We start from the raw sequence: 26,044 nt of genomic DNA, 5'->3' as shown, positions 1-26,044 counted from the left end.
CTTTCCTTTAAGCATTTTAATCATAATGTAGACTTCCTGCCACCCAGCCGGTACAGAGGGCAGAAGTGATGTTAAAGCCACCTGTGTGGGCATTGATATCCAGTACCTCGCCAGCAAAGTGGAGGCCAGGAACGAGTTTGCTTTCCAGAGTTTTAGGATTGATTTCCTTAAGACTGACGCCTCCTTTGGTGACAAAGGACTTAGCCAATGACATTTTACCAGTGACAGGAATTTTGAGAGCCTTGATAGATTGGACAAGCTGGTCACGATCTTTTTCAGTTAGCTGTTTGACTTTTTCAGGATAGCCTTGCACGAAAAATTCAGCTAGGCGTTCTGGCAACAAGGTTTTTAAAGCATTTTTCAAGGATTTTTCCCGATTTTCTTCTAGAAATGCAACCAAGTCACTCTCAGAAAGTTGGGGCAAGACATCGAGAGAGAGAACCTCCCCACCCTTGACAAAGCTAGATATACGCAGAGCAGCTGGACCAGATAAACCAAAGTGGGTAAAGAGCAGATCATGAGTGATGACATGCTTGCCATAGCTTAGGGTCACGTCATCTAGGGAAATTCCCTGTAAGGCCTTATGTGGAAAATCAGTCAACAAAGGACTCTCAGCGGCTTCAAGATTGGTAATGGTGTGCTTAAAATGGCGGGCAATCTCGTGACCAAAACCAGTTGAACCAGTGGAAGGGTAGGATTTTCCACCAGTTGTGACAATGAGTTTATCGCAAGTGAAGATTTGGTCTGCGGACTTGAGGACAAACTGGTCGTCTATTTTTTTAACCGAAACAATTTCTGTTTGAGTGAGAACTTGTCCGCCTAGCTCAACGATTTTCTTTTCCAAGGCTTCAATAATGGTTCGAGATTTGTCAGTAGCAGGAAAGACACGTCCGTGGTCCTCGACCTTAAGCTTAACACCATTCTCTGTAAAAAAATTGATGATATCATGGTTATCAAACTGGGAAAAGACACTGTACAGAAAGCGTCCATTTCCAGGGATACCAGCTAGTAGGTCATCTAAACTTCCGTTATTGGTCACATTGCAGCGACCACCGCCCGTTCCAGCTAATTTTTTCCCAAGTTTGCGATTTTTCTCGATGAGAAGGGGTTTCTGACCATAAAAGCTACTGGAAATCGCAGCCATCATACCAGCAGGCCCTCCACCAATGACAATAGTATCAAAATGTTTCATAAATCTATTGTACCACAAAAAACAAGAGATGCTTGGCATCTCTTGTTGCTCATGATCTTAGTTAATTTCATATCCCATCAACAAACCGCCATCTTCTGCATAGAAACTGCAGAGACCAGATGTTGGAAGAATCTTAATTTCAGCTTGAGGGAAGGTTTCCAGCAAGCGTTCCGACAATTGCTGACAGAATTTTTCATTGCTGCGATGAGCCATGACGATACGGCCACCAGCATAGCCAGCCTTGATGAGCTCTTCATAGGCTGCTTGAAGGGATTTTTTTGGTCCACGCGCTTTCTGGAGCAGTTCTAAGGTTCCAGTTTCACTTGCTTCCCCGACCATACGAATGTTGAGAAGACCAACAACTGTACCGATAAGTTTGCTCAAACGGCCATTTTTTACCAAGTTATCGACATTAGCGAGGACAAAGAGCAACTTTGTTTTTTCTTGGTAGGCTGTAATAGCTTCAACAATTTCCTCAAAAGAAAGTCCCTGGTCAATCAAATCATTGATTTTTTCGACAATCAAGTCAACTTCCCCACCTGCAGATAAACTATCAATCACATGAATCTGAGTGTCAGGGTGTTCTTCAAGGTAGATATTTTTAGCGAGTTGTGCACTATTATGACTACCAGAAAGGGTACCAGTGATGGTAACGACAAAGATATGCTTGGCATCTTCGAATGCACGTAAGTAATCATCAGGGCTAGGACAAGCTGATTTTGAAGCCTCAGAAGTCGCATACATAGTTTCCATCATGTGGTCAATGTCGAGATTGGCATCATCAATAAAGACCTGATCAGCCACTTGAATGGTTAAAGGAACACTAACAAATTCAGTATCGATAGCGGGAGTTGCTAGTTGACGATAATCACAACCAGAGTCAGCCACAATCTTCCAAGTCATAGAAATTCTCCATCTTTGTCACTTATACATTGACAAAGGTTCTGTCTTTTTTTACAATTATATCATGAAAGCCCTTGAAACAAAAGCACCATCCGTCTGTTGTCACAAGTAGAAAGAAATTGTTATGTCTGAACGTAGAATATCTGAAAAATCTCTTGAAAATCTCAGAAAATCAAATCAAGAATCCAATTTCTTGACCAGAGAAGCGATCGAGACGGCTCTTTTGCAACTTCTAGAAAAAAAAGATTTGGCCAAGATCAGCATTTCGGAGCTGGTCAAGCGAGCGGGCGTCTCTCGTGCCGCCTTCTATCGTAACTATGACTCTAAAGAAGAAATTTTGGAAAGCGTTTTTAAACGCAGTGTCCATAACATCATGGAACAGTTGAGCCACTACGATGTCAAAACGGACCTTTATCTAGTCTGGGTTCACCTTTTTCGAGCAGCCAAGAAAGAAGCCAGGGTTATCCAACTTGCTCTGGACTACCACTTGGAAAAGATTCTCGTCCAAGCCATGCAGGAATTTCTAGAAAAATACCACGGAAAATCAAAAGGTGTCAGCAGCTACCTTCATTCCTTTTGGAGTTCTGCCATCGTATCGGTTCTGCTCAAATGGATCAAGGATGGCATGAAGGTTCCAGCAGAAAAGATTGCAGATTTACGCTTGCCATTTTTCAAAAAATAGGGGATAAGGAGAAGAATTATGACAGAAAAAAGACTGGCTTGGGATGAGTACTTTGCAGCCCAGGCCTTACTGATTGCCAATCGTTCAACCTGCAAACGTGCAAAAGTGGGAGCTGTCCTCGTTAAGGACAATAAGGTGATTTCAACAGGCTACAATGGTTCCGTATCAGGAACGGAGCACTGTATCGACCACGAATGTCTGGTCATTGAAGGTCACTGTGTCCGTACCCTTCACGCTGAGGTCAATGCTATTCTCCAGGGGGCTGAGAGAGGGGTTCCCAGAGGATTTACAGCCTATGTGACCCATTTCCCTTGTCTGAACTGCACCAAACAACTGCTTCAAGTTGGTTGCAAGCGCGTAGTTTATATCAACCAGTACCGAATGGATGACTATGCCCAGTACCTTTATCATGAAAAAGGCACCGAGTTAACCCATTTACCATTAGAGACTGTTCAGACAGCTCTTCAAGAGGCAGATTTGATTTAAAAATTAATTAAAATAAATGGTTTAGAGAGATTTTTAAACCGTTTTTTGATATAATAAGAAGAATAAATTGAAAGAAGGAATTCAGAAAATGGGAAAAATTGAAGTCATTAATCATCCACTCATTCAACACAAATTGTCAATCTTGCGACGTACAGATACTTCTACAAAAGCTTTTCGTGAACTAGTAGACGAGATTGCAATGTTGATGGGATATGAAGTACTTCGTGATCTTCCACTTGAAGACGTGGAAATCGAAACACCTATCACAAAGACCGTTCAAAAACAATTGGCTGGTAAAAAATTGGCGATTGTCCCAATTTTGCGTGCAGGTATCGGGATGGTAGATGGTCTCTTGAATCTGGTTCCAGCAGCAAAAGTTGGACACATCGGTATGTACCGTGATGAAGAAACCCTTCAACCAGTTGAATACTTGGTGAAATTGCCTGAAGATATTGACCAACGTCAAATCTTTGTCGTTGACCCAATGCTTGCAACAGGTGGCTCAGCAATCTTGGCTGTAGATTCGCTTAAAAAACGTGGTGCATCAAATATCAAGTTTGTCTGCCTAGTATCTGCTCCAGAGGGAGTGAAAGCTCTTCAAGAAGCTCACCCTGATGTAGAAATCTTTACAGCAGCCATGGATGAACGCTTGAACGAACACGGTTATATCGTTCCAGGTCTTGGAGATGCTGGAGACCGCTTGTTTGGTACTAAATAAAATCCCAAAGTAAATATTGAAACTAGAAGTTCGTTTTTGACTTGAAAGGAGGTTGAGTTTTTGTTTCTGTTTAGAGAATAGAGCAAAAATTTGACCTTTTTTGACCAAAAAGATATAATAGTTCTGTATTGAGTCGTAAGACTAAGAAAATTTAACATTAAAAGGAGAAATGAATGATTCCTGTAGTTATTGAACAAACAAGCCGTGGAGAACGTTCATATGATATTTACTCACGTCTACTAAAAGATCGTATCATCATGTTGACTGGACCAGTTGAAGACAACATGGCCAACTCCGTTATTGCCCAATTGCTCTTCTTGGATGCCCAAGACAGTACAAAAGATATTTACCTTTATGTCAATACACCTGGGGGCTCTGTTTCAGCTGGTTTGGCAATCGTTGATACCATGAACTTTATCAAGGCAGATGTCCAAACCATCGTTATGGGGATGGCTGCATCCATGGGGACTGTCATTGCATCAAGTGGCGCAAAAGGCAAACGTTTCATGCTTCCAAATGCAGAGTACATGATTCACCAACCAATGGGTGGTACAGGTGGTGGTACCCAACAGACAGATATGGCAATCGCTGCAGAGCACTTACTTAAAACTCGTAAGACTTTGGAGCAAATTCTTGCAGATAACTCTGGTAAAACAGTTGAGCAAATTCATGTAGACGCAGAACGTGATTACTGGATGAGTGCCCAAGAAACACTTGAGTATGGTTTTATTGATGAAATCATGGCCAACAACTCTTTGAGCTAACCAACCTAAAAAGCAAACTCGACGGGGTTTGCTTTTTTTGGTATAATAGGGGAAGATTTCTTAGAAAGAGGATTCCTCATGTTTGAAAAAACAAATCGATCAGGATTAATCATCTATCTCTACTATAATCGGGATGCAAAAAAACTTCAGGAATACGGTGATATCTGTTACCATTCCAAAAAACATCGTTACTTGCAGCTCTATGTTCCAACTGAGGAGCTAGATGACTTAGTTGAGAGATTAGGTAAGGAAAGATATATCAAGAAAATTAGACGGTGTCACATTCAAGAGTTAGAAACTCCTTTTGTTGGGAATCTCTATCGAAATGAAGAAAACGTTATCATTTAAAAAAGTGAATAAAAAGGTTGACAATTTTCTGATAATTCGGTATATTCTTAACATACTATTTTGGAACAACATTATAAGGAGATTAAAAATGAAGAAAAAATTTGCCCTATCTTTTGTGGCCCTTGCTAGCGTAGCCCTTCTCGCTGCTTGTGGAGAGGTCAAATCAGGAGCCTCAAACGCTGCTGGTAACTCAGTCGATGAAAAGACAATCAAAATCGGTTTTAACTTTGAAGAAACAGGTGCTGTAGCTGCCTATGGTACTTCTGAACAAAAAGGTGCTCAACTTGCTGTTGATGAAATCAATGCTGCAGGTGGTATCGATGGAAAACAAATCGAAGTTGTAGACAAAGACAACAAGTCAGAAACTGCCGAAGCAGCTTCTGTTACAACGAACCTTGTAACCCAATCAAAAGTAGCAGCTATTGTAGGACCTGCGACATCTGGTGCAACTGCTGCAGCTGTAGCTAACGCTACCAAAGCAGGAGTGCCATTGATCTCACCAAGTGCTACTCAAGATGGATTGACTAAAGGTCAAGATTACCTATTTATCGGAACATTCCAAGATAGCTTCCAAGGGAAGATTATTTCAAACTATGTGACAAACAAATTGAATGCTAAGAAGGTTGTTCTTTATACTGACAATGCTAGTGACTATGCTAAAGGTATTGCTAAATCTTTCCGTGAAACCTATAAGGGTGAGATTGTAGCAGATGAAACGTTTGTAGCAGGTGATACAGACTTCCAAGCGGCCCTTACTAAAATGAAAGGGAAAGAGTTTGACGCTATCGTTGTCCCAGGCTACTACACAGAAGCAGGTAAAATCGTAAACCAAGCCCGTGGTATGGGAATTGATAAACCAATCGTTGGTGGTGATGGATTTAACGGTGAAGAATTTGTTCAACAAGCAACAGCTGAAAAAGCATCAAACATTTACTTCATCTCAGGATTCTCAACTACAGTTGATGTTTCTGAAAAAGCTAAAGCCTTCCTTGAAGCATACCGTGCTAAATACAATGAAGAGCCTTCAACCTTCTCAGCCTTGGCCTATGACTCAGTTTACCTAGTAGCAAATGCTGCAAAAGGTGCTAAAAACTCAGGTGAAATCAAGGACAACCTTGCTAAAACCAAAGATTTTGATGGTGTAACTGGTCAAACAAGCTTTGATGCTGACCACAATACAGTGAAAACTGCTTACATGATGACTATGAACAATGGTAAAGTAGAAGCAGCAGAAGTTGTAAAACCATAACATTAGAATAGTAGTTGAAATAGGGAATGAGCCTTTGACTCACTCCCTGTTTCGGTGTTTATGAACTTGTGAAAATGATGAAAATTTTCTAAAAAATAACGATAGAAAAGAGTGAATGCTATGCTCCAACAACTTGTGAATGGTTTAATTCTGGGTAGTGTTTATGCACTTTTGGCCTTGGGTTATACCATGGTTTATGGAATTATCAAACTCATCAACTTCGCCCACGGTGATATTTATATGATAGGTGCCTTTATTGGTTACTTTTTGATTAATTCCTTCCAAATGGATTTCTTTTTAGCTTTGATTATTTCAATGGCAGGAACCGCACTACTTGGTGTTGTGATTGAATTTCTTGCCTACCGTCCTTTGCGACACTCTACACGCATTGCTGTATTGATTACTGCCATCGGGGTGTCTTTCCTACTGGAATACGGAATGGTTTATCTCGTGGGCGCCAATACTCGTGCCTTCCCTCAAGCAATTGAAACCGTCCGTTTTGATTTCGGGCCAATTAGCTTGACAAATGTTCAATTGATGATTTTAGCAGTTTCTGTACTCTTGATGGTTTTATTGCAATTGATCGTCCAAAAAACAAAAATGGGGAAAGCCATGCGTGCGGTATCAGTTGATAGTGATGCTGCTCAATTGATGGGAATTAATGTAAATCGTACAATCAGCTTTACCTTTGCTTTGGGTTCAGCCCTTGCTGGTGCAGCAGGTGTCCTCATTGCCCTTTACTACAACTCTCTTGAACCTTTGATGGGTGTGACTCCAGGTCTGAAATCATTCGTTGCGGCCGTACTCGGTGGTATCGGGATTATTCCTGGTGCAGCTCTAGGGGGATTTGTGATTGGCTTGTTGGAAACTTTTGCAACTGCCTTTGGTATGTCTGATTTCCGTGATGCCATCGTTTATGGAATCTTGCTTCTGATTCTGATTGTTCGACCTGCGGGTATCCTTGGTAAGAATGTGAAAGAGAAGGTGTAAACAATGAAGACAAATCTTAAAGTAAATATTCTCTGGTTATTCCTTCTGTTAGCGGGTTATGGATTAATTAGCGTACTGGTTTCTGCTGGTATTCTCAATCTATTCCATGTTCAAATTTTAGAACAAATTGGGATTAATATCATCCTTGCAGTAGGTCTGAACTTAATCGTTGGTTTTTCAGGACAATTCTCACTCGGTCATGCAGGCTTTATGGCGATTGGGGCTTATGCAGCAGCGATTATTGGTTCAAAATCACCAACCTATGGTGCCTTCTTTGGAGCAATGATCTTGGGTGCCTTGATTTCTGGTGCAGTCGCTTTGCTCGTTGGGATCCCAACACTACGCTTGAAGGGTGACTACCTGGCAGTTGCAACACTAGGTGTCTCAGAAATCATTCGTATCTTTATTGTTAATGGTGGAAGTTTGACCAACGGTGCTGCTGGTATCTTGGGTATTCCAAACTTTACCAATTGGCAAATGGTTTATCTTTTTGTGGTGGTCACAACTATTGCAACTCTCAACTTCCTACGTAGTCCAATCGGACGCTCTACTCTATCTGTTCGTGAGGATGAGATTGCTGCTGAATCCGTTGGGGTAAACACTACAAAGATCAAGATTATCGCTTTTGTCTTTGGTGCCATTACAGCAAGTATTGCTGGTTCACTTCAGGCTGGTTTTATCGGATCTGTTGTGCCAAAAGATTACACCTTTATTAATTCCATCAACGTGTTGATTATCGTTGTATTTGGTGGACTTGGATCTATTACTGGTACCATCGTTTCAGCGATTGTTTTAGGAATTTTAAATATGCTCCTTCAGGATGTTGCTAGCGTACGTATGATCATCTACGCCTTGGCTCTTGTGTTGGTGATGATCTTCAGACCAGGTGGACTTCTTGGGACATGGGAATTAAGTCTATCACGTTTCTTTAAAAAATCTAAGAAGGAGGGACAAAACTAATGGCACTACTTGAAGTTAAACAATTAACCAAACATTTTGGCGGTCTAACAGCTGTTGGAGATGTCACTCTTGAATTGAACGAGGGAGAATTGGTTGGTTTGATCGGACCAAACGGGGCTGGTAAAACAACCCTTTTCAATCTCTTGACTGGTGTTTATGAACCAAGCGAAGGTACTGTGACATTAGATGGTCACCTCCTAAATGGGAAAACTCCTTATAAGATTGCTTCACTTGGTCTCAGTCGTACCTTCCAAAATATTCGTTTGTTCAAGGACTTGACAGTTTTGGAAAATGTTTTGATCGCATTTAGCAATCATCATAAACAGCATGTCCTTGCGAGCTTTCTACGTCTGCCAGCTTTTTATAAGAATGAGGAAGAATTAAAAAGCAAAGCTTTGGACTTGTTGAAGATCTTTGATTTGGATAGTGACGCAGATACTCTTGCTAAGAATCTGGCCTATGGTCAACAACGTCGATTAGAAATCGTTCGTGCTCTGGCAACTGAACCTAAGATCCTCTTTTTGGATGAACCTGCAGCTGGTATGAATCCACAAGAAACAGCTGAATTGACAGAATTGATCCGTCGTATCAAAGATGAATTTAAAATTACCATCATGCTCATCGAACACGACATGAATTTGGTTATGGAAGTCACTGAGCGTATCTATGTTCTTGAATATGGTCGCTTGATTGCTCAGGGAACTCCTGACGAAATTAAGACGAATAAACGTGTTATCGAAGCTTATCTAGGAGGTGAAGCCTAATGTCTATGTTAAAAGTTGAAAACCTCTCTGTGCATTACGGTATGATCCAAGCAGTTCGTGATGTAAGTTTCGAGGTTAATGAAGGTGAAGTTGTTTCCTTGATAGGTGCCAATGGTGCCGGTAAAACAACCATTCTTCGTACCCTTTCAGGTTTGGTTCGTCCAAGTGCTGGTAAAATTCAGTTTTTAGGAAAAGAAATTCAAAAGTTGCCAGCTCAAAAAATCGTGGCAGGTGGCCTTTCACAAGTTCCTGAGGGACGCCATGTTTTCCCAGGATTGACTGTTATGGAAAACTTAGAAATGGGAGCCTTTTTAAAGAAAAATCGTGAAGAAAATCAAGCCAACTTGAAAAAAGTCTTTTCACGTTTCCCTCGTCTGGAAGAACGCAAAAACCAAGATGCGGCAACTCTTTCAGGCGGTGAACAGCAGATGCTGGCTATGGGACGCGCTCTCATGTCTACACCTAAGCTCCTCCTCTTGGATGAGCCGTCAATGGGACTTGCCCCTATCTTTATACAAGAAATTTTTGATATCATTCAAGATATTCAGAAGCAAGGAACAACAGTTCTTCTAATTGAACAGAACGCTAACAAGGCCCTCGCTATCTCTGACCGTGGTTATGTCCTTGAAACAGGAAAGATTGTCCTATCAGGAACAGGAAGAGAACTCGCCTCATCAGAAGAAGTCAGAAAAGCATACCTAGGTGGCTAAACTAGTCTGGGAGACTAGTTTAGGTTGTGGATGGAGATTGCGCAAGCAATCCCTCTATAGTCCGGGGGACCTTTTTAGTCGGCAGATAAGGATTGCAACCAAGCGAAACCTAATACGACTACTTATCAAAAATATAAAATATTTCAGGGCTCCAGAATAAGGAGCTCTTTTATGTATATGTTTTTCAGGAAAGGGAAGAAGGTCTTAATTTTTACTCATTGTTTCCCTATTTGAATTGACAGTCCTTTTTGTTCATATTATAATATGGGTAAGTGGAAATTGAACAGGAGGACTGAGAGATGGTAACAGAAAAACAATTTAAACTTTTGCGTTTTATGTTGACACATAAAGAAAATACATTTACTCAGAGACAGTTAGCTGAAGAGTTAGACCTATCTTTAGGAACAATTAACACATTGTTGAAAAAACTGAAAGAAGAGAAGTGGATTGATGAGGAGCTTCACTTAACAGAACTAGGCCAGAAAGTTTTAGAACCCTATCGAGTAGAAAATGCTATTATAATGGCTGCTGGCATGAGTAGCCGTTTTGCTCCTTTGTCTTATGAAATTCCTAAAGGATTGCTTCAAGTTAAGGGGGAACGCTTAATAGAGAGGGAAATCAGACAACTGCAAGAAGCAGGAATAGAAGACATAATCGTTATCGTAGGGTATCTTCAAGAAAAAATGTTCTATCTTGCAGAGAAGTTTGGCGTAAAAATTGTAGTGAATAATGATTACTACAAATACAATAACTGTTCATCTCTTATGTTGGTTAAAAATCAACTTTCCAACACTTATATTTGTTCATCAGATAATTATTTTGTGGAAAATCCGTTTGAGCAATATATTTATAGAGGTTACTACTCGACGATATTTGCAGAAGGTCAAACGGATGAATATTGTGCTATAGAGGATTCGAATCACACGATCATTGATATCCAGATTGGTGGAGAAAATACTTGGGCCATGGTGGGGCACGTTTATTTCGACCGTGTATTTAGCGAGAAATTCAAGGAAATTTTAGAAACCGAGTTTAAGCACGAACCTTATCGGGAACAGCTTTGGGAGGATTACTATAGTCGCCATGTCAAGGAACTCCTTTTAGAAGCTCGCCACTATTCAGCGGATAGTGTTAAAGAATTTGATTCACTGGATGAACTACGTCAATTTGATGAACGTTATTTGGTAAATGCAGACTCAGCTATTATTGATAATATCTGTAAGACATTAAAGTGTGTGGCTTCAGATATTGTCAATATTAAACCCCTAAAAGACGGTTTGACCAACACTTCGTTTTCATTTGACTGCCTAGGGAGGAAATATGTTTACCGTCATCCAGGTAGAGGAACGGAGAATTATATCGATCGTGCTAGCGAGGCAGCTTCCATGGAAATTGCTGCAAAATTGAAGATTGACCGTACCTTTGTTACCATGAACAAGGATGAGGGCTGGAAAATTTCAGAATTTATCCCTAATGCTAAGCAACTTGATTATGAAAATTGGGATGATGTGGCACAAGCAATGGATCTCTTGAGACGGTTACACCAATCTGGAGAAAAAACGGGACATTCCTTTGACCAATTTGAAGGAATTGATGATTTTAGAGAAAAATTAAAGGCTAGAAATCGATTCGAGTTTGATGGTCTCGAGGAATTGGATCAAACTGTTTCAATTCTCAAAAATTATTTACAGAAGGATCCCAAACAGATTGTTCTTTGTCATGGAGATTCCTATAGTCCTAATTTTTTGTTAAATGAAGCAGGCGAAATGAGTTTGATTGATTGGGAATATTCTGGAATGGGAGAGCCAGCAGGAGATTTGGGCACCTTTATCGCTTGTTCCAATTATACTGTAAATGATGCCGAAAGGGTACTTGAATTGTATCTACAAGAAGTACCAGATAAAAAAACCAAGCGTCACTACTTAGCTTATGTCGCAGTGACCTCATATTATTGGTTCTTATGGGCTTTGTTCCAGGAGAGTGTCGGAAAACCAGTTGGTGAATTTCTTTACATCTGGTATCGCTATACCAAACAATATGGACAACTGGCCCTTGATTTGTATTTGGAGGAAAACTGAGATGAAAACGACATCCGAAATTGAAGAATTAGTAGCAGCTGAAACAAAGAGAAGATTGGAAGAAATGGAGTCACCAAACTACGAGTTTGTTCAACCCTTTTTAAAAAGTGATTTCATTTTAATCATCTCCATAGTCCTAATCAACCTTATTTTGATTATCTTAGCAATGACGGGAGGAATTCAATAATATGTCTAAAATGAATGACTATATCCAACAAGAAACCATAACAGGAATTGTTCCCATGACCAATAAGGATCGTCAGTATTCTTTCTGGGATCTCTTTCTATCGACAAGTGGTTTTGCAATTGCTACTTGGTGTTATACCCAAGGGGCTTATGTAGCTCAATATTTGACCTTTAATCAAATGTTGATTAATATTTTTAGTTTTAACATTATTTGGGTCTTTATTGAATGTCTCCCTATTTTGTTTGCGGTTAAATATGGAATTGATTTGTGGATTTGGTTGAGAGCTGTTCTAGGAAAAAGAGGTGTGGCTCTGTTATCAACCATTATTAGCTTGGCTAACTTTGGCTGGTACGCTGTTGCGGCCAATCTTTTTGCCAGTTCCATGATCCATTTGGCAAACAATTTTGGTCTTGGTTTGGACAAGGGAGTATGGGCACCTATTCTTGGTACCCTCTGTGTTCTTCTTGGGACTCTCATTGCTCTTGGAGGTCCAGAAGTGATTAAATGGACCAATCGCTTCTTGGTTATCGCCTTGTTGATTGTCGGTCTGATTATCGTTGGAATCTGCTTTGTCGCTGTTCCTATAACTGATATTATGAATATCCAACCTGCCACTCAAGGAGATTTGACGCCATTAGAACGCTTCATGCTCTCTGGAGAAGGAAATGTTGCCTTTGCCTTTTCTTGGTCTACACAGGCATTGGTTTTACCGCGTTTAGCAAAATCAGAACGTAGTGGTTATTGGGCTACAGCCTTATCATACGGAGTTGTGGCTCCATTCTTCGTTGCAACAGGTGGAGTGATGGCACTAGCCATGTTTGTCAAAACAGGTGTTTATGAAAGTGATCCAACAACCATGCTATCAACTCTAAGCACCCCAGCCTTTGCACTCTTAAGTTTACTACTAGTAGCCTTTGCCAATATTGGAACCCAGGGGACAGGATCGTATGTGAACTGTATGATTGTCAAAAGCGGGATGCCAAAAGTAAGCTATAAACTAATGGTTTGGATTGCCATGGTTTATGTGAGTCTACTCACTATCTGGGGAGGAGTAGAAGAGTATTTTGGATCCTTCATCTCCCTAGCTGCCTATATTCAGGGGCCAATTATTGGTATGATTGTTGTCGACTATTTTATCTTAAGAAAACGAAAACTCGATTTGCGTTCAGCCTATTTCCTTGAAGGGCATGACGCCTACGAGTTTACTAAAGGATTTAACTTAGTTGGCTTGTCTTGCGTATTTATCTCTTTATTAGTAGCGGTACTATTTGTTTACAACCCTGTAACTGCACAAATTCAAAGTCCAATCTTTTTAATCACAACGGGTAGTGGTTTTACGGCGCTGTTTGGTGGCCTACTATACTGGCTAGCTAGCCTTAGCCCATTGAAACGTTATATGATAAAAGATCGAGACACTGTTACGATTTAAGAAGAGAGGGGACTTCGGTTCCCTTCCAACTTACACTGGCATTTTATGCAAACTTCTCAGATTATTCAAAATCTTGAAAAAGAGATGAAAGCGTTTGATAGATTTTCTAAGAAAGTGTATAATAAAAGTAGCAATGTAGAAGGAGAAGTCCCATGGCAGTTAAAGATTTCATGACCCGTAAGGTAGTTTATATCAGTCCAGATACGACTGTAGCACACGCAGCAGATTTGATGCGCGAGCAAGGTTTGCACCGTTTACCTGTTATCGAAAATGATCAATTAGTCGGATTGGTAACAGAAGGAACCATTGCGGAAGCCAGTCCATCTAAAGCAACCAGTCTCTCTATCTATGAGATGAATTATCTTCTGAATAAAACCAAAGTAAAAGATGTAATGATTCGAGATGTCGTGACTGTTTCTGGCTATGCTAGTCTAGAAGATGCAACCTATCTGATGCTGAAAAATAAAATTGGGATATTACCAGTCGTAGACAATCATCAGGTCTACGGCGTAATTACAGACCGCGATGTTTTTCAGGCTTTCTTGGAAATCGCCGGATACGGAGAAGAGGGTATTCGTGTTCGTTTCATTACAGAAAATGAAGTCGGAGTACTGGGAAAAATTGTAGCTCTAATCGTAGAAGAAAATCTAAATATCTCGCACACAGTTAATATTCCGCGTAAGGATGGCAAGGTCGTCATTGAAGTTCAAATTGATGGAAAAATCGATTTGACTTCATTAAAGGATAAGTTTGAAAAAGAAGGAATTCAAGTGGAGGAGATCATTCATACCTCTGCCAAAGTCCTTTAAACCAGAGGCTTTAGGGCCTCTTTTTTTCTGCCACAAAAAGCGGTGAAAAGCAAAATATGGAAAGAAATGAGAGATTATGGTATAATAAAACGATATGAAAAGGAGTATCTATGGACATTTCAGAAATTCGTCAAAAAATTGACGCAAATCGTGAAAAATTAGCTTCTTTCAGGGGGTCTCTTTGACCTCGAAGGCTTAGAGGAAGAGATTGCCATCTTGGAAAACAAGATGACAGAACCTGATTTTTGGAACGATAATATCGCGGCCCAAAAAACGTCGCAAGAATTAAATGAATTAAAAAATACCTACAATACCTTCCGTAAAATGGAAGAGTTGCAGGATGAAGTTGAGATTTTATTGGACTTCTTAGCAGAAGACGAGTCAGTCCATGATGAACTGGTCGAGCAGCTAACCGAGTTGGATAAGATGATGGCCAACTACGAGATGACCCTTCTCTTGTCAGAACCTTATGACCATAATAATGCCATCTTGGAAATTCATCCAGGATCTGGTGGTACTGAGGCTCAGGACTGGGGTGATATGTTGCTCCGCATGTACACTCGTTATGGAAATGCCAAAGGCTTTAAAGTAGAAGTTTTGGATTACCAGGCAGGTGATGAAGCAGGTATCAAGTCTGTGACCTTGTCTTTTGAAGGATCGAATGCTTATGGCCTACTTAAATCAGAAATGGGTGTTCACCGTTTGGTCCGTATTTCACCATTTGACTCTGCCAAACGTCGCCATACTTCATTTACATCCGTAGAGGTTATGCCTGAACTGGATGATACTATCGAAGTGGAGATTCGTGAAGATGATATCAAAATGGATACCTTCCGTTCAGGTGGTGCTGGTGGACAAAACGTAAATAAAGTTTCAACAGGTGTGCGTTTGACACACATTCCTACAGGAACTGTCGTCCAATCAACGGTCGATCGTACCCAGTATGGAAATAGAGATCGTGCCATGAAGATGTTGCAGGCTAAACTCTATCAGATGGAGCAAGAAAAGAAAGCTGCGGAAGTTGATTCCCTCAAAGGTGAGAAAAAAGAAATTACATGGGGAAGTCAGATTCGTTCTTATGTCTTCACACCTTATACTATGGTAAAAGATCACCGTACAAGCTTTGAAGTTTCCCAAGTAGATAAGGTTATGGATGGAGACCTTGATGGTTTCATCGATGCCTACCTCAAGTGGCGAATTAGCTAAGAAAGAAAGGAACTCATATGTCAATCATTGAAATGAGAGATGTTGTCAAAAAGTATGACAATGGAACGACTGCCCTGCGTGGTGTCTCTGTCACCATTGAACCAGGAGAGTTTGCCTATATCGTAGGACCTTCTGGGGCAGGTAAGTCAACCTTTATTCGAGCTTTATACCGAGAAGTAAAGATCGAAAAAGGAAGCCTATCAGTTGCAGGCTTTAATCTAGTTAAAATCAAGAAGAAAGATATCCCACTTCTACGTCGTAGTGTTGGGGTTGTCTTTCAAGATTACAAACTCTTGCCTAAGAAAACGGTTTATGAGAATATTGCCTACGCAATGGAAGTTATCGGAGAGAATCGCCGTAACATCAAAAAACGTGTTATGGAAGTATTGGACCTAGTAGGTTTAAAACACAAGGTTCGTTCTTTCCCGAATGAACTCTCAGGTGGAGAACAGCAACGGATTGCGATTGCCCGTGCGATTGTCAACAATCCTAAAGTATTGATTGCTGATGAACCAACAGGAAACTTGGACCCAGATAATTCGTGGGAAATTATGAATCTGTTGGAACGCATCAATCTTCAAGGTACAACTGTTTTGATGGCGACCCACAACAGCCAAATCGTAAATACCTTGCGCCACCGTGTCATTGCCATTGAAAATGGCCGTGTCGTTCGTGACGAAGCTAAAGGAGAATATGGATACGATGATTAGTAGATTTTTTCGCCATTTATTTGAATCATTAAAGAGTTTAAAACGAAATGGCTGGATGACAGTAGCAGCAGTGAGTTCGGTTATGATTACCTTAACACTCGTTGCCCTGTTTGCATCTGTAATTTTTAATACAGCAAAACTGGCTACCGATATTGAAAACAACGTTCGTGTTATGGTCTACATTCGTAAGGATGTAGCAGATAACAGTGAAACGATTGAAAAAGAAGGTCAGACAGTTACCAATAATGACTACCACAAGGTCTATGACGCTTTGAAAGCTATGCCAGCTGTAAAAAGTGTTACCTTCTCAAGCAAAGAAGAACAGTATGAAAAATTAACGGAAACCATGGGTGACGATTGGAAAGTCTTTGAAGGGGATGCAAATCCTCTCTATGATGCCTATATAGTTGATACAAATTCTCCAAGTGATGTTAAAACAGTAGCTGAAGAAGCGAAGAAAATTGAGGGAGTATCAGAAGTTCAAGATGGTGGAGCCAACACTCAACGACTTTTCGAACTGGCTTCCTTTATCCGTGTTTGGGGATTGGTTATTGCAGGGCTCTTGATTTTTATCGCAGTCTTCCTTATTTCCAATACCATCCGTATTACCATTATTTCACGTAGTCGTGAGATTCAGATCATGCGTCTTGTTGGAGCGAGAAATGGTTATATCCGTGGCCCATTCTTGCTAGAAGGTGCTTTTATTGGCTTGCTTGGCGCAGCGATCCCCTCAGTTCTTGTATTCTTTGTTTACAATATCGTTTATCAATCGGTCAATAAATCCTTGGTAGGTCAAAACTTATCAATGATTACGCCAGATGTGTTTGTCCCTTTGATGACAGTTCTACTATTTGTAATCGGAATTTTCATTGGTTCAATTGGTTCAGGAATTTCGATGCGTCGATTCTTGAAAATCTAATTGGATATAAATGCAAATTGCAGAACAAATCAGAAAAATGATACATTTTTAAAAGAGAAGTTTTCGTAAACTTCTCTTTTTTCTTCTAAAAATTAAAAAAAGTAGACAATTTTTTTATAAAAGCCTTTACAAAAAAAAATAAAGTGGTATAATTGAATTATAAATAAGTGCAAACGTTTTCGTAAAACGTTTGCCTAAATAAAATAAAGGAGATTTGAATGATGAAAGATACATTCAAAAATGTCTTGTCTTTCGAATTTTGGCAAAAATTCGGTAAGGCATTGATGGTGGTTATCGCTGTTATGCCAGCGGCTGGATTGATGATTTCAATCGGTAAGTCGCTTGCATTGATTGACCCAAATCTTGCCCCACTTGTTATTACAGGTGGAATTCTTGAGCAAATCGGTTGGGGAGTTATCGGTAACCTTCATATTTTGTTTGCTCTTGCTATCGGTGGTAGCTGGGCTAAAGAACGTGCAGGCGGTGCTTTTGCAGCAGGACTTGCCTTTATCTTAATTAACCGTATTACTGGTACAATCTTTAGTGTAAGCAGTGATATGTTGAAAGATCCTAACGCAATGGTATCAACACTCTTTGGTAACTCTATCAAGGTTGCTGATTACTTCATTAGCGTACTTGAGGCACCAGCCCTTAACATGGGGGTGTTTGTAGGGATTATCTCAGGTTTTGTAGGGGCAACTGCCTTTAACAAATACTACAACTTCCGTAAACTTCCAGATGCCCTTTCATTCTTTAACGGAAAACGCTTCGTACCATTCGTTGTCATCCTTCGTTCAGCTATTGCAGCAATTGTACTTGCAGCTTTCTGGCCAGTAGTTCAAACAGGTATCAATAACTTTGGTATTTGGATTGCCAACTCTCAAGAAACTGCTCCAGTTCTCGCACCATTCTTGTATGGTACTTTGGAACGTTTGCTCTTGCCATTTGGTCTTCACCACATGTTGACAATCCCAATGAACTATACAGCTCTTGGTGGTACTTATGACATTTTAACTGGTGCAGCTAAAGGTACTCAAGTATTCGGTCAAGACCCACTATGGCTTGCATGGGTAACAGACCTTGTAAACCTTAAAGGTACTGATGCTAGTCAATACCAACACTTGTTAGATACTGTTCACCCAGCTCGTTTCAAAGTTGGACAAATGATTGGTTCATTTGGTATCTTGATGGGTGTGGCTGTTGCTATTTACCGTAATGTTGAAGCAGACAAGAAACACCAATACAAAGGAATGATGATTGCAACAGCTCTTGCAACTTTCTTGACAGGGGTTACTGAACCAATCGAATACATGTTCATGTTTGTTGCAACACCTCTTTATCTTGTATATTCTGTTGTTCAAGGTGCTGCCTTCGCTATGGCTGATATTGTTCACCTTCGTGTGCACTCATTCGGTTCAATTGAATTCTTGACTCGTACTCCGCTAGCTATCAACGCTGGTCTTGGTATGGATATCATTAACTTTATCTGGGTAACTGTCCTCTTTGCAGTCATCATGTACTTCATTGCCAACTTCATGATTAAGAAATTCAACTATGCAACTCCAGGACGTAACGGAAACTATGAAACTGCTGAAGGAGCATCAGAAGATGCAGCTCCAGGAGAAACAAAAGTTGCAGCGGCTTCTCAAGCTGTAAATATCATTAACCTTCTTGGTGGTCGTGCAAACATCGTAGATGTAGATGCATGTATGACTCGTCTTCGTGTAACTGTTAAGGATGCAGATCGTGTTGGTACTGAGGAACAATGGAAAGCCGAAGGCGCTATGGGGCTTGTCATGAAAGGACAAGGTGTCCAAGCTATCTACGGACCAAAAGCTGACGTATTGAAATCTGATATCCAAGATATCCTTGACTCAGGTGAAGTAATTCCTGAAACTCTTCCAAGCCAAATGACAGAAGCTCAAAAAAATACTGTACATTTTAAAGGTGTAACTGAGGAAGTTTACTCAGTAGCTGACGGTCAAGTTATTGCCTTGGAACAAGTGAAAGATCCGGTCTTTGCTCAAAAAATGATGGGTGATGGTTTTGCAGTAGAACCAGCAAATGGAAACATTGTATCTCCAGTTACAGGTACTGTATCAAGTATCTTCCCAACAAAACATGCACTTGGACTTGTTACTGAATCAGGTCTTGAAGTACTTGTTCATATTGGTTTGGATACTGTAAGCCTTGAAGGAAAACCATTTACTGTTCACGTTTCTGAAGGACAAAAGGTTGCAGCAGGTGATCTTCTTGTTACAGCTGACTTGGATGCTATCCGTGCAGCAGGTCGTGAAACATCAACAGTGGTTGTCTTTACAAATGGTGATGCTATCAAATCAGTTAAATTAGAACAAACAGGTTCTCTTGCAGCTAAAACAGCAGTTGCTAAAGTAGAATTGTAATATACTCGAGGTTGGAAGCTGTTTTCCAACCTCTTGTTTTAGGAGAAAAGCATGAAATTTTTAACACTCAATACTCATAGTTGGATGGAAAAAGAAGCAGAGGAAAAATTCCAGCTCTTGCTCCAAGATATTCTTGACAAAGATTATGATTTGATCTGTTTTCAAGAAATTAATCAAGAAATGACTTCGCCGGAGGTAGAGGTTAACAATCACTATCAAGCTTTGCCATCAGCAGAACCCATTCATCAGGATCACTATGTACGACTTCTGGTCGAAAAAATGTCTGAGAAAGGGAAAAACTACTACTGGACTTGGGCTTACAACCATATAGGCTATGACCGCTACCATGAAGGTGTAGCTATCTTATCCAAAACACCTATTAAGGCGCGTGAGATTTTAGTATCAGATGTAGATGATCCAACGGACTACCATACTCGTCGCGTTGCCTTGGCTGAGACAGAAGTTGAAGGCAAGGAATTGGCTCTTGCAAGTGTCCATCTCTCTTGGTGGGATAAAGGTTTCCAAGAAGAATGGGCACGATTTGAGGCTGTATTAAAAGAGTTGAACAAACCTCTGATTTTAGCTGGAGATTTCAACAACCCAGCTGGTCAGGAAGGCTATCAAGCGATTTTAGCTAGCCCATTAGGATTACAAGACGCGTTTGAAGTTGCGAAAGAAAGAAGTGGTAGCTATACCGTTCCACCAGAAATTGATGGCTGGAAAGGCAATACCGAACCACTACGAATCGACTATGTCTTTACGACAAAAGACTTAGAAGTGGAAAGTTTGCATGTAGTTTTTGATGGCCAAAATGGTCCACAAGTCAGTGACCACTATGGTTTGAATGCTGTATTGACCTGGAAATAATGAAAGAGGTTGGAATCAGAGGTTCCAACCTTTTAAGCTATTTGAATCTTTAATACAGGACTGAGATTCAAATGAAGCTACTGAAATAGGACAAAATATGGTATAATTGAAAGGATAGAATCGAGGATAATATGTCATTTACGAAATTTCAGTTTAAAAACTATATAGAAAAGGCATTGGAGGAGTTGAAGTTTACGACTCCTACCGAAGTTCAGGAAAAGTTGATTCCTATTGTCTTGGCAGGTCGTGACTTGGTGGGCGAGTCAAAAACAGGTTCAGGAAAGACTCATACTTTCTTATTACCAATTTTCCAGCAATTAGATGAAACTAGCGATAGTGTGCAAGCAGTCATTACTGCACCAAGTCGTGAGTTAGCCACTCAAATCTACCAAGCAGCTCGTCAGATTGCAGCTCACTCAGATGTCGAAGTTCGTGTGGTTAATTATGTAGGTGGTACGGATAAGGCGCGTCAGATTGAAAAACTTGCCAGCAACCAACCACATATCGTTATTGGAACGCCAGGTCGCATCTATGACTTGGTCAAATCTGGTGATTTGGCTATTCACAAGGCCAAGACCTTTGTGGTTGATGAAGCCGATATGACCTTGGATATGGGATTCTTGGAAACCGTTGATAAGATTGCAGGAAGCCTTCCAAAAGACTTGCAATTCATGGTCTTTTCAGCAACTATTCCACAAAAATTGCAACCGTTCTTGAAAAAATACTTGTCAAATCCTGTTATGGAGAAAATCAAGACCAAGACAGTCATCTCAGATACGATTGATAACTGGTTGATTTCAACTAAGGGACGAGATAAGAATGCTCAGATTTACCAACTGACTCAGTTGATGCAACCTTATTTGGCAATGATCTTTGTTAACACAAAAACGCGTGCTGATGAATTGCATGCCTACTTGACTGCCAAAGGATTGAAGGTAGCAAAGATTCATGGAGATATTGCCCCTCGTGAACGCAAACGGATCATGAATCAGGTGAAGAACCTTGATTTTGAGTACATTGTCGCAACGGACTTAGCAGCGCGTGGAATTGACATTGAAGGTGTTAGCCATGTTATCAATGATGCTATTCCGCAAGACTTGTCCTTCTTTGTTCACCGAGTTGGACGAACTGGGCGCAACGGACTGCCTGGTACAGCTATTACCCTTTACCAGCCAAGCGATGACTCGGATATCCGTGAGTTGGAGAAATTAGGAATCAAGTTTACTCCTAAGATGGTCAAAGACGGAGAGTTTCAAGATACCTATGACCGTGATCGTCGTGCCAATCGTGAAAAGAAGCAGGACAAGCTTGATATCGAAATGATTGGCTTGGTTAAAAAGAAAAAGAAAAAAGTCAAACCAGGCTACAAGAAGAAGATTAAATGGGCGGTGGATGAAAAACGTCGCAAAACCAAGCGTGCTGAAAATCGTGCTCGTGGCCGTGCAGAGCGGAAAGCCAAACGCCAAACATTTTAAGAACAAAATTGGAGCTGAATGGCTCCTTTTTGTACTTTCGTTTTATAAATTTTCGAAAAGAATGCAAAAATGAGTAAAAAGTGGTATAATGATAAGGTTATATAGTCCCGATAAGATGGTAGAAATTTCTATCAGTACTTTGTAACTCGTAAAGAATGACGGCTCCAAAGTCGCTCGTCCTTCTACGGTTGCCGCTATAACGCGGTCACCCTATGCACCTTACTAGCTTCAGAAATAAAAAAACATCGTTTTTATTTCTTTCGCGTCGTAACTCTTAGACTATAGAAATACCTATCAGTACTTTGTAACTCTATAACAATATTTTTTAAGGGGGGGACATTTTTATGTCAGAACGTAAATTATTCACGTCTGAATCTGTATCTGAGGGGCATCCGGATAAGATTGCAGACCAAATTTCAGATGCGATTTTGGATGCTATTTTAGCTAAAGATCCAGATGCGCACGTTGCTGCTGAGACAGCTGTCTACACTGGTTCCGTCCATGTTTTTGGTGAAATTTCTACAAATGCTTATGTGGATATCAACCGTGTGGTTCGTGATACCATTGCAGAGATTGGTTATACCAATACAGAGTATGGTTTTTCTGCGGAGACGGTGGGAGTTCATCCGTCACTTGTTGAGCAGTCACCAGATATCGCCCAAGGTGTTAATGAAGCCTTGGAAGTTCGTGGAAATGCAGATCAAGATCCGCTTGACTTGATTGGTGCTGGGGACCAGGGTCTTATGTTTGGATTCGCAGTGGATGAAACAGAAGAACTCATGCCATTGCCAATTTCACTCAGCCACAAACTGGTTCGTCGTTTGGCAGAACTTCGTAAATCTGGTGAAATCAGTTACCTTCGTCCAGATGCTAAATCACAAGTTACGGTTGAGTATGATGAAAATGATCGTCCAGTACGTGTGGATACAGTCGTTATTTCAACTCAGCACGACCCAGAAGTTAGCAATGAACAAATTCACAATGATGTGATTAACAAGGTTATCAAAGAGGTGATCCCAGTTTCTTACTTGGATGAGCAGACAAAATTCTTCATCAATCCAACTGGTCGCTTTGTAATCGGTGGACCTCAAGGGGACTCAGGTTTGACTGGTCGTAAGATTATCGTGGATACCTATGGTGGCTACTCTCGTCATGGTGGTGGTGCCTTCTCAGGTAAGGATGCGACGAAGGTGGACCGTTCAGCCTCTTATGCAGCTCGCTACATTGCTAAAAATATTGTTGCAGCGGGTCTTGCCAAGAAAGCAGAAGTTCAATTGGCCTATGCTATTGGTGTTGCGCAGCCTGTTTCTGTCCGTATCGATACCTTCGGTACAGGAACAGTAGCTGAAAGCAAACTTGAAAAAGCAGCCCGTCAAATCTTTGACCTTCGCCCTGCAGGAATTATCCAAATGCTGGATCTCAAACGTCCAATTTACCGTCAAACAGCGGCTTATGGACACATGGGACGTACAGATATTGACCTTCCATGGGAACGATTAGACAAGGTAGATGCTTTGAAAGAAGCTGTGAAATAAAATTAAAAGATTGGTAGCTGTGCACTACCAATCTTTTTTGCAAAAGAAAACCAGCTTTTGGCTGGTCTTCTCATTTTATAGGGATTGAAATCTCAATCAATTTATCTGAATAAAGCGTCTTGATATTAGCTTCATCAATGCTTCCTTTATCGATTTTACGTTTCAAGAAGAAGTCTTGGATAGTTTCGATTTCAGGTTCACGAATAGCACGGTGTTTGTTGGAAATGAGGATTTCATAGTGAAGCGGGGCTTGTGTGAAAACTACATCTGTGTTTCCAGCAGAATAGACCTCGACAAGAGTTGCGTCTGTGCTTTCTAATTGGCTTTTAACAAGTTGCGAGTGTGAGTTTGTCGTATTGATAAGCTTCATAACAGTTCCTCCGATTTTCTAACTCTATTATAGCACTTTTTGGATAAAATCGTGTATTTTAGTCAATTCCATGCTGGATTTTCCAAGCTTCTATTCCCCATTTATGGCTACCACGTTTGAGTTTTTCAATTGCCTCATTAATAGGAAACCAAACAATATGATTAAAATCTTCCAATGGTTTTTGTGCTTCTTTGAAAGAAATAGCTTCATAGAGATAAGCTGGATTGTAGTAGTAGGTATCACGGTGGCGAGAGTAGAAATACTCATCAGCTTGCCCATAATAGGTTCCAATCTCAGCTGTAAAGCCAAGTTCTTCGATTAGTTCTCTCTTCAGTGCTTCTTGATGGTCTTCGCCTGCTTCAATCTCTCCACCTGGCAAGAACCAAGCACCATTGGGAGCTTGAACTAAGACAATTTGTTTTTTCTCCGCATCCGGAATAACTGCGTACACACCATAGCGGGGCTGGTAGGTCACATTCTCTTTTTTTTCACCAAAAGTTGGGTTTGCCATTGCATTTTCCTCATTATCTAGTATCTTTATTATTATCATAATGGACAAGGGGCTAGCTGTCAAGAATAAACCAACGAACTGGTGCAGAAATAGCTACTTTGTCTTGATCAATACTTGTCTAGTTAAACTTTCCAACCCTAGCACTATAACTGGTATAATAAAAGAGAGGTGATTTTATGGCAGAATCAAGACTATTTCGTATCCTATATCTACTTTTAGAAAAAGGCAGTACAACGGCTCCTGAATTAGCTCGATTGTTTGAAGTATCTGTACGAACGATTTATCGCGATATTGAGCGGTTGAGTATGGCGGGAATTCCTCTTTATTCAGTTCCTGGAAAGGCAGGTGGGATCTTTTTAATGAAAGACTTTGTTCTGGATCGTACTCTCGTATCGGAGGATGAAAAATTAGAACTTCTGTCAGCTTTGCAAGGAATTCAAGCCCTGACCGATGATAGGCAAGACCTGTTACTTGAAAAATTGGAATCTATTTTTCAAGTTTCTACTAGCCCTTGGATAGAAGTAGACTTGACTGACTGGAGAAAGCGAGAAGGTCAAAAAGAATTATTCGATAACATCAAACATGCTATTCTAGAGAAAAGGCAACTGGTGATTACTTATCTAGGTGGGTGTGGTCAGAAAACGATTCGTACAGTCGAGCCTTTTAGACTCGTATTTAAAAAGAGAGATTGGTACCTTCATGCCTACTGTTGTTTGAAAGAAGAGTGGCGTTTTTTCAAATTATCCAGAATTAGGAATTATCACCTAACAACTGAAACTATGAAGCAGAAAAATGTGGAGGATTGGGTTGATGGCTCAGATCAAGTGGCACATCAAATCGAAGTTTCCTTGAAGTTTAGTCCCAAGCTTGCTTTCCGGGTTTATGAAGATTTTTCAGAAGATGAGATTAGCTTGGGGAAAAATGGGTGTTATTATGTCAAGACAGTCCTACCAGAGCATGAAAGTCTGTATACTTACCTCCTGTCTTATCTAGATGGGGTGGAAATACTCGCCCCCAATCATCTGAAGAAGGAATTGCTTTCTAGATTAGAAAAAATCCAAAAACTTTACAAACCTTGACAAAAGATATCAGGGTTTTGGTGCTATACTAGAGATAGAAAGGAGAAGAACCAAATGAAATACGAATGGAGAAAAGAAGCAAAAGATCTTTATCAAGTGAAAGCTAGGCCCAGCATCCTGCAGGTATCAGGTCAATCCTATATCGTGATTGATGGTAAAGGTGATCCAAATTAAGAAGATTTTTCAGAACGCGTAGGGGCCTTATATGCCTTAGCCTATGCGATAAAGATGAAGTATAAAAAAGCTCCTCTGGATGATGTTTACACTGATTTTACTGTCTTTCCTTTAGAAGGTGTATGGAAAAAGGAGAAGGAGGGAGAACTGGTAAAAAGTGAGCTTTCTTATAGCATTATGATTGGGCAACCCGATTTTATTACGAGAGAACTATTTGAAAAAGCTTTGGAAGAGGTCATAATCAAGAAGCCAAATATTCTCTATGAGGCTATTCGTTTTGAAATGATAGAAGAGGGCCAAAGTCTTGCTATGCTTCATGTAGGACCTTTTGATACTGAAAATGAGACTTTTGCAGAGATGGAGCATTTTTGTCAACTTCATAAACTCAAAAGAACTTCGGAAGTCCACCGAGAAATTTATCTCAATAACCTTCATCGAACGGAGCCAAGCAAATTAAAAACAATTCTTCGCTATCAAATTCAAGAAGAGAATTAAAAAAAGAACAGGAAATCTTGTTTCCTGTT

At 40.4% G+C, this 26,044-nt stretch carries 26 protein-coding genes and 1 pseudogene; 23 read left to right on the top strand and 4 right to left on the bottom strand.

Annotated elements, in window-relative coordinates:
- Nucleotides 1-16: 16 nt before the first annotated feature.
- Nucleotides 17-1,192, bottom strand: a complete 1,176-nt coding sequence (locus tag B7725_RS08110) for a BaiN/RdsA family NAD(P)/FAD-dependent oxidoreductase (protein WP_084875566.1) — start codon at nucleotides 1,190-1,192, stop codon at nucleotides 17-19.
- A 57-nt stretch (nucleotides 1,193-1,249) separates the two neighbouring features.
- Nucleotides 1,250-2,095, bottom strand: coding sequence for a DegV family protein (locus tag B7725_RS08105; RefSeq protein WP_084875565.1), 846 nt, complete (start codon nucleotides 2,093-2,095; stop codon nucleotides 1,250-1,252).
- A 124-nt stretch (nucleotides 2,096-2,219) separates the two neighbouring features.
- Here B7725_RS08105 and B7725_RS08100 point away from each other — a divergent pair, with 124 nt between their 5' ends.
- The 21 genes from B7725_RS08100 to metK all read left to right on the top strand — a co-directional run bounded on the left by B7725_RS08100 (nucleotide 2,220) and on the right by metK (nucleotide 23,386).
- Nucleotides 2,220-2,777, top strand: coding sequence for a TetR/AcrR family transcriptional regulator (locus B7725_RS08100; protein ID WP_084875563.1), 558 nt, complete (start codon nucleotides 2,220-2,222; stop codon nucleotides 2,775-2,777).
- A gap of 18 nt (nucleotides 2,778-2,795) precedes the next feature.
- On the top strand, nucleotides 2,796-3,263 hold the full coding sequence (locus B7725_RS08095; protein WP_000136990.1) for a deoxycytidylate deaminase: 468 nt from the start codon (nucleotides 2,796-2,798) through the stop codon (nucleotides 3,261-3,263).
- Between the two features lie 88 nt (nucleotides 3,264-3,351).
- Nucleotides 3,352-3,981, top strand: a complete 630-nt coding sequence (gene upp, locus B7725_RS08090) for a uracil phosphoribosyltransferase (protein ID WP_084875561.1) — start codon at nucleotides 3,352-3,354, stop codon at nucleotides 3,979-3,981.
- 173 nt (nucleotides 3,982-4,154) lie between these two features.
- Nucleotides 4,155-4,745, top strand: a complete 591-nt coding sequence (clpP, locus tag B7725_RS08085; protein WP_000613469.1) for an ATP-dependent Clp protease proteolytic subunit ClpP — start codon at nucleotides 4,155-4,157, stop codon at nucleotides 4,743-4,745.
- A gap of 78 nt (nucleotides 4,746-4,823) precedes the next feature.
- On the top strand, nucleotides 4,824-5,093 hold the full coding sequence (locus B7725_RS08075; protein WP_000462108.1) for a YlbG family protein: 270 nt from the start codon (nucleotides 4,824-4,826) through the stop codon (nucleotides 5,091-5,093).
- A gap of 88 nt (nucleotides 5,094-5,181) precedes the next feature.
- On the top strand, nucleotides 5,182-6,342 hold the full coding sequence (locus tag B7725_RS08070) for an ABC transporter substrate-binding protein (RefSeq protein WP_000726111.1): 1,161 nt from the start codon (nucleotides 5,182-5,184) through the stop codon (nucleotides 6,340-6,342).
- A 120-nt stretch (nucleotides 6,343-6,462) separates the two neighbouring features.
- Nucleotides 6,463-7,332: a branched-chain amino acid ABC transporter permease gene (locus tag B7725_RS08065; protein ID WP_000941407.1), complete on the top strand. Its 870-nt coding sequence runs from the start codon at nucleotides 6,463-6,465 to the stop codon at nucleotides 7,330-7,332.
- Nucleotides 7,333-7,335: 3 nt separating this feature from the next.
- Nucleotides 7,336-8,292 carry a branched-chain amino acid ABC transporter permease gene (locus tag B7725_RS08060; protein ID WP_084875559.1) on the top strand — a complete coding sequence of 319 codons (957 nt, stop codon included), beginning with the start codon at nucleotides 7,336-7,338 and terminating at the stop codon, nucleotides 8,290-8,292.
- Nucleotides 8,292-9,056 carry an ABC transporter ATP-binding protein gene (locus B7725_RS08055; protein ID WP_001186017.1) on the top strand — a complete coding sequence of 255 codons (765 nt, stop codon included), beginning with the start codon at nucleotides 8,292-8,294 and terminating at the stop codon, nucleotides 9,054-9,056. The genes B7725_RS08060 and B7725_RS08055 overlap by 1 nt, the downstream gene beginning before the upstream one ends.
- The gene (locus tag B7725_RS08050) at nucleotides 9,056-9,766 is read left to right on the top strand and encodes an ABC transporter ATP-binding protein (RefSeq protein ID WP_033605913.1); all 711 of its coding nucleotides are present in this window, start codon (nucleotides 9,056-9,058) and stop codon (nucleotides 9,764-9,766) included. Before B7725_RS08055 ends, B7725_RS08050 begins: the two co-directional genes overlap by 1 nt.
- 299 nt (nucleotides 9,767-10,065) lie before the next feature.
- Nucleotides 10,066-11,844, top strand: a complete 1,779-nt coding sequence (locus B7725_RS08045) for a phosphotransferase (protein WP_084875558.1) — start codon at nucleotides 10,066-10,068, stop codon at nucleotides 11,842-11,844.
- A 1-nt stretch (nucleotide 11,845) separates the two neighbouring features.
- Nucleotides 11,846-12,031 carry a hypothetical protein gene (locus tag B7725_RS08040; RefSeq protein ID WP_033584961.1) on the top strand — a complete coding sequence of 62 codons (186 nt, stop codon included), beginning with the start codon at nucleotides 11,846-11,848 and terminating at the stop codon, nucleotides 12,029-12,031.
- 1 nt (nucleotide 12,032) lies between these two features.
- A complete protein-coding gene (locus B7725_RS08035) occupies nucleotides 12,033-13,460 on the top strand; it encodes a cytosine permease (RefSeq protein WP_000041471.1) in 1,428 nt (475 codons plus the stop codon).
- Between the two features lie 152 nt (nucleotides 13,461-13,612).
- Entirely contained in the window at nucleotides 13,613-14,269 is a 657-nt protein-coding gene (locus B7725_RS08030; protein WP_084875556.1) for a CBS domain-containing protein, read from the top strand.
- 110 nt (nucleotides 14,270-14,379) lie between these two features.
- A protein-coding gene (prfB, locus tag B7725_RS08020; protein ID WP_142357357.1) for a peptide chain release factor 2 occupies nucleotides 14,380-15,475 on the top strand; the annotation gives its coding sequence in 2 pieces (ribosomal slippage) (nucleotides 14,380-14,451 and nucleotides 14,453-15,475; 1,095 coding nt in all).
- A gap of 17 nt (nucleotides 15,476-15,492) precedes the next feature.
- A complete protein-coding gene (gene ftsE / locus B7725_RS08015) occupies nucleotides 15,493-16,185 on the top strand; it encodes a cell division ATP-binding protein FtsE (RefSeq protein ID WP_000022271.1) in 693 nt (230 codons plus the stop codon).
- Entirely contained in the window at nucleotides 16,178-17,104 is a 927-nt protein-coding gene (gene ftsX / locus B7725_RS08010) for a permease-like cell division protein FtsX (protein WP_000625557.1), read from the top strand. The genes ftsE and ftsX overlap by 8 nt, the downstream gene beginning before the upstream one ends.
- Before the next feature lie 218 nt (nucleotides 17,105-17,322).
- The gene (locus tag B7725_RS08005) at nucleotides 17,323-19,509 is read left to right on the top strand and encodes a PTS transporter subunit IIBC (protein ID WP_084875553.1); all 2,187 of its coding nucleotides are present in this window, start codon (nucleotides 17,323-17,325) and stop codon (nucleotides 19,507-19,509) included.
- 51 nt (nucleotides 19,510-19,560) lie between these two features.
- On the top strand, nucleotides 19,561-20,376 hold the full coding sequence (locus B7725_RS08000; RefSeq protein ID WP_084875551.1) for an endonuclease/exonuclease/phosphatase family protein: 816 nt from the start codon (nucleotides 19,561-19,563) through the stop codon (nucleotides 20,374-20,376).
- 131 nt (nucleotides 20,377-20,507) lie between these two features.
- Complete coding sequence (locus B7725_RS07995) at nucleotides 20,508-21,851, top strand: DEAD/DEAH box helicase (RefSeq protein ID WP_084875550.1); 1,344 nt, start codon at nucleotides 20,508-20,510, stop codon at nucleotides 21,849-21,851.
- A 344-nt stretch (nucleotides 21,852-22,195) separates the two neighbouring features.
- Entirely contained in the window at nucleotides 22,196-23,386 is a 1,191-nt protein-coding gene (gene metK / locus B7725_RS07990) for a methionine adenosyltransferase (protein WP_084875549.1), read from the top strand.
- 70 nt (nucleotides 23,387-23,456) lie between these two features.
- Here metK and B7725_RS07985 read toward each other — a convergent pair whose 3' ends face one another.
- Complete coding sequence (locus tag B7725_RS07985; RefSeq protein WP_000767205.1) at nucleotides 23,457-23,756, bottom strand: DUF1827 family protein; 300 nt, start codon at nucleotides 23,754-23,756, stop codon at nucleotides 23,457-23,459.
- Between the two features lie 58 nt (nucleotides 23,757-23,814).
- Nucleotides 23,815-24,267, bottom strand: coding sequence for an NUDIX hydrolase (locus tag B7725_RS07980; RefSeq protein WP_084875547.1), 453 nt, complete (start codon nucleotides 24,265-24,267; stop codon nucleotides 23,815-23,817).
- A gap of 176 nt (nucleotides 24,268-24,443) precedes the next feature.
- Here B7725_RS07980 and B7725_RS07975 point away from each other — a divergent pair, with 176 nt between their 5' ends.
- Nucleotides 24,444-25,346: a helix-turn-helix transcriptional regulator gene (locus B7725_RS07975; RefSeq protein WP_084875545.1), complete on the top strand. Its 903-nt coding sequence runs from the start codon at nucleotides 24,444-24,446 to the stop codon at nucleotides 25,344-25,346.
- Nucleotides 25,347-25,400: 54 nt separating this feature from the next.
- Nucleotides 25,401-26,015 (top strand): annotated as a pseudogene (locus tag B7725_RS07970) (GyrI-like domain-containing protein).
- Nucleotides 26,016-26,044 lie beyond the last annotated feature (29 nt).

It is taken from the genome of Streptococcus oralis subsp. tigurinus, assembly GCF_002096275.1.
Taxonomy (GTDB): Bacteria; Bacillota; Bacilli; order Lactobacillales; family Streptococcaceae; genus Streptococcus; species Streptococcus oralis_CN.
The sequence above is the reverse complement of the archived record's forward strand: the minus strand, read 5'-3'. Positions and strand labels throughout refer to the sequence as shown.

Coding starts and splice junctions, on each gene's coding strand:
- B7725_RS08005 (WP_084875553.1), top strand. CDS start 17,323: ATGATGAAAGATACATTCAAAAATGTCTTGTCTTTCGAATTTTGGCAA.
- B7725_RS08070 (WP_000726111.1), top strand. CDS start 5,182: ATGAAGAAAAAATTTGCCCTATCTTTTGTGGCCCTTGCTAGCGTAGCC.
- B7725_RS08065 (WP_000941407.1), top strand. CDS start 6,463: ATGCTCCAACAACTTGTGAATGGTTTAATTCTGGGTAGTGTTTATGCA.
- B7725_RS08060 (WP_084875559.1), top strand. CDS start 7,336: ATGAAGACAAATCTTAAAGTAAATATTCTCTGGTTATTCCTTCTGTTA.
- upp (WP_084875561.1), top strand. CDS start 3,352: ATGGGAAAAATTGAAGTCATTAATCATCCACTCATTCAACACAAATTG.
- B7725_RS08050 (WP_033605913.1), top strand. CDS start 9,056: ATGTCTATGTTAAAAGTTGAAAACCTCTCTGTGCATTACGGTATGATC.
- B7725_RS07975 (WP_084875545.1), top strand. CDS start 24,444: ATGGCAGAATCAAGACTATTTCGTATCCTATATCTACTTTTAGAAAAA.
- B7725_RS07995 (WP_084875550.1), top strand. CDS start 20,508: ATGTCATTTACGAAATTTCAGTTTAAAAACTATATAGAAAAGGCATTG.
- metK (WP_084875549.1), top strand. CDS start 22,196: ATGTCAGAACGTAAATTATTCACGTCTGAATCTGTATCTGAGGGGCAT.
- B7725_RS08040 (WP_033584961.1), top strand. CDS start 11,846: ATGAAAACGACATCCGAAATTGAAGAATTAGTAGCAGCTGAAACAAAG.
- ftsE (WP_000022271.1), top strand. CDS start 15,493: ATGTCAATCATTGAAATGAGAGATGTTGTCAAAAAGTATGACAATGGA.
- B7725_RS08100 (WP_084875563.1), top strand. CDS start 2,220: ATGTCTGAACGTAGAATATCTGAAAAATCTCTTGAAAATCTCAGAAAA.
- B7725_RS08030 (WP_084875556.1), top strand. CDS start 13,613: ATGGCAGTTAAAGATTTCATGACCCGTAAGGTAGTTTATATCAGTCCA.
- B7725_RS08095 (WP_000136990.1), top strand. CDS start 2,796: ATGACAGAAAAAAGACTGGCTTGGGATGAGTACTTTGCAGCCCAGGCC.
- ftsX (WP_000625557.1), top strand. CDS start 16,178: ATGATTAGTAGATTTTTTCGCCATTTATTTGAATCATTAAAGAGTTTA.
- clpP (WP_000613469.1), top strand. CDS start 4,155: ATGATTCCTGTAGTTATTGAACAAACAAGCCGTGGAGAACGTTCATAT.
- B7725_RS08075 (WP_000462108.1), top strand. CDS start 4,824: ATGTTTGAAAAAACAAATCGATCAGGATTAATCATCTATCTCTACTAT.
- B7725_RS08035 (WP_000041471.1), top strand. CDS start 12,033: ATGTCTAAAATGAATGACTATATCCAACAAGAAACCATAACAGGAATT.
- B7725_RS08105 (WP_084875565.1), bottom strand. CDS start 2,095: ATGACTTGGAAGATTGTGGCTGACTCTGGTTGTGATTATCGTCAACTA.
- B7725_RS08000 (WP_084875551.1), top strand. CDS start 19,561: ATGAAATTTTTAACACTCAATACTCATAGTTGGATGGAAAAAGAAGCA.
- B7725_RS07985 (WP_000767205.1), bottom strand. CDS start 23,756: ATGAAGCTTATCAATACGACAAACTCACACTCGCAACTTGTTAAAAGC.
- B7725_RS08110 (WP_084875566.1), bottom strand. CDS start 1,192: ATGAAACATTTTGATACTATTGTCATTGGTGGAGGGCCTGCTGGTATG.
- B7725_RS08045 (WP_084875558.1), top strand. CDS start 10,066: ATGGTAACAGAAAAACAATTTAAACTTTTGCGTTTTATGTTGACACAT.
- B7725_RS07980 (WP_084875547.1), bottom strand. CDS start 24,267: ATGGCAAACCCAACTTTTGGTGAAAAAAAAGAGAATGTGACCTACCAG.
- B7725_RS08055 (WP_001186017.1), top strand. CDS start 8,292: ATGGCACTACTTGAAGTTAAACAATTAACCAAACATTTTGGCGGTCTA.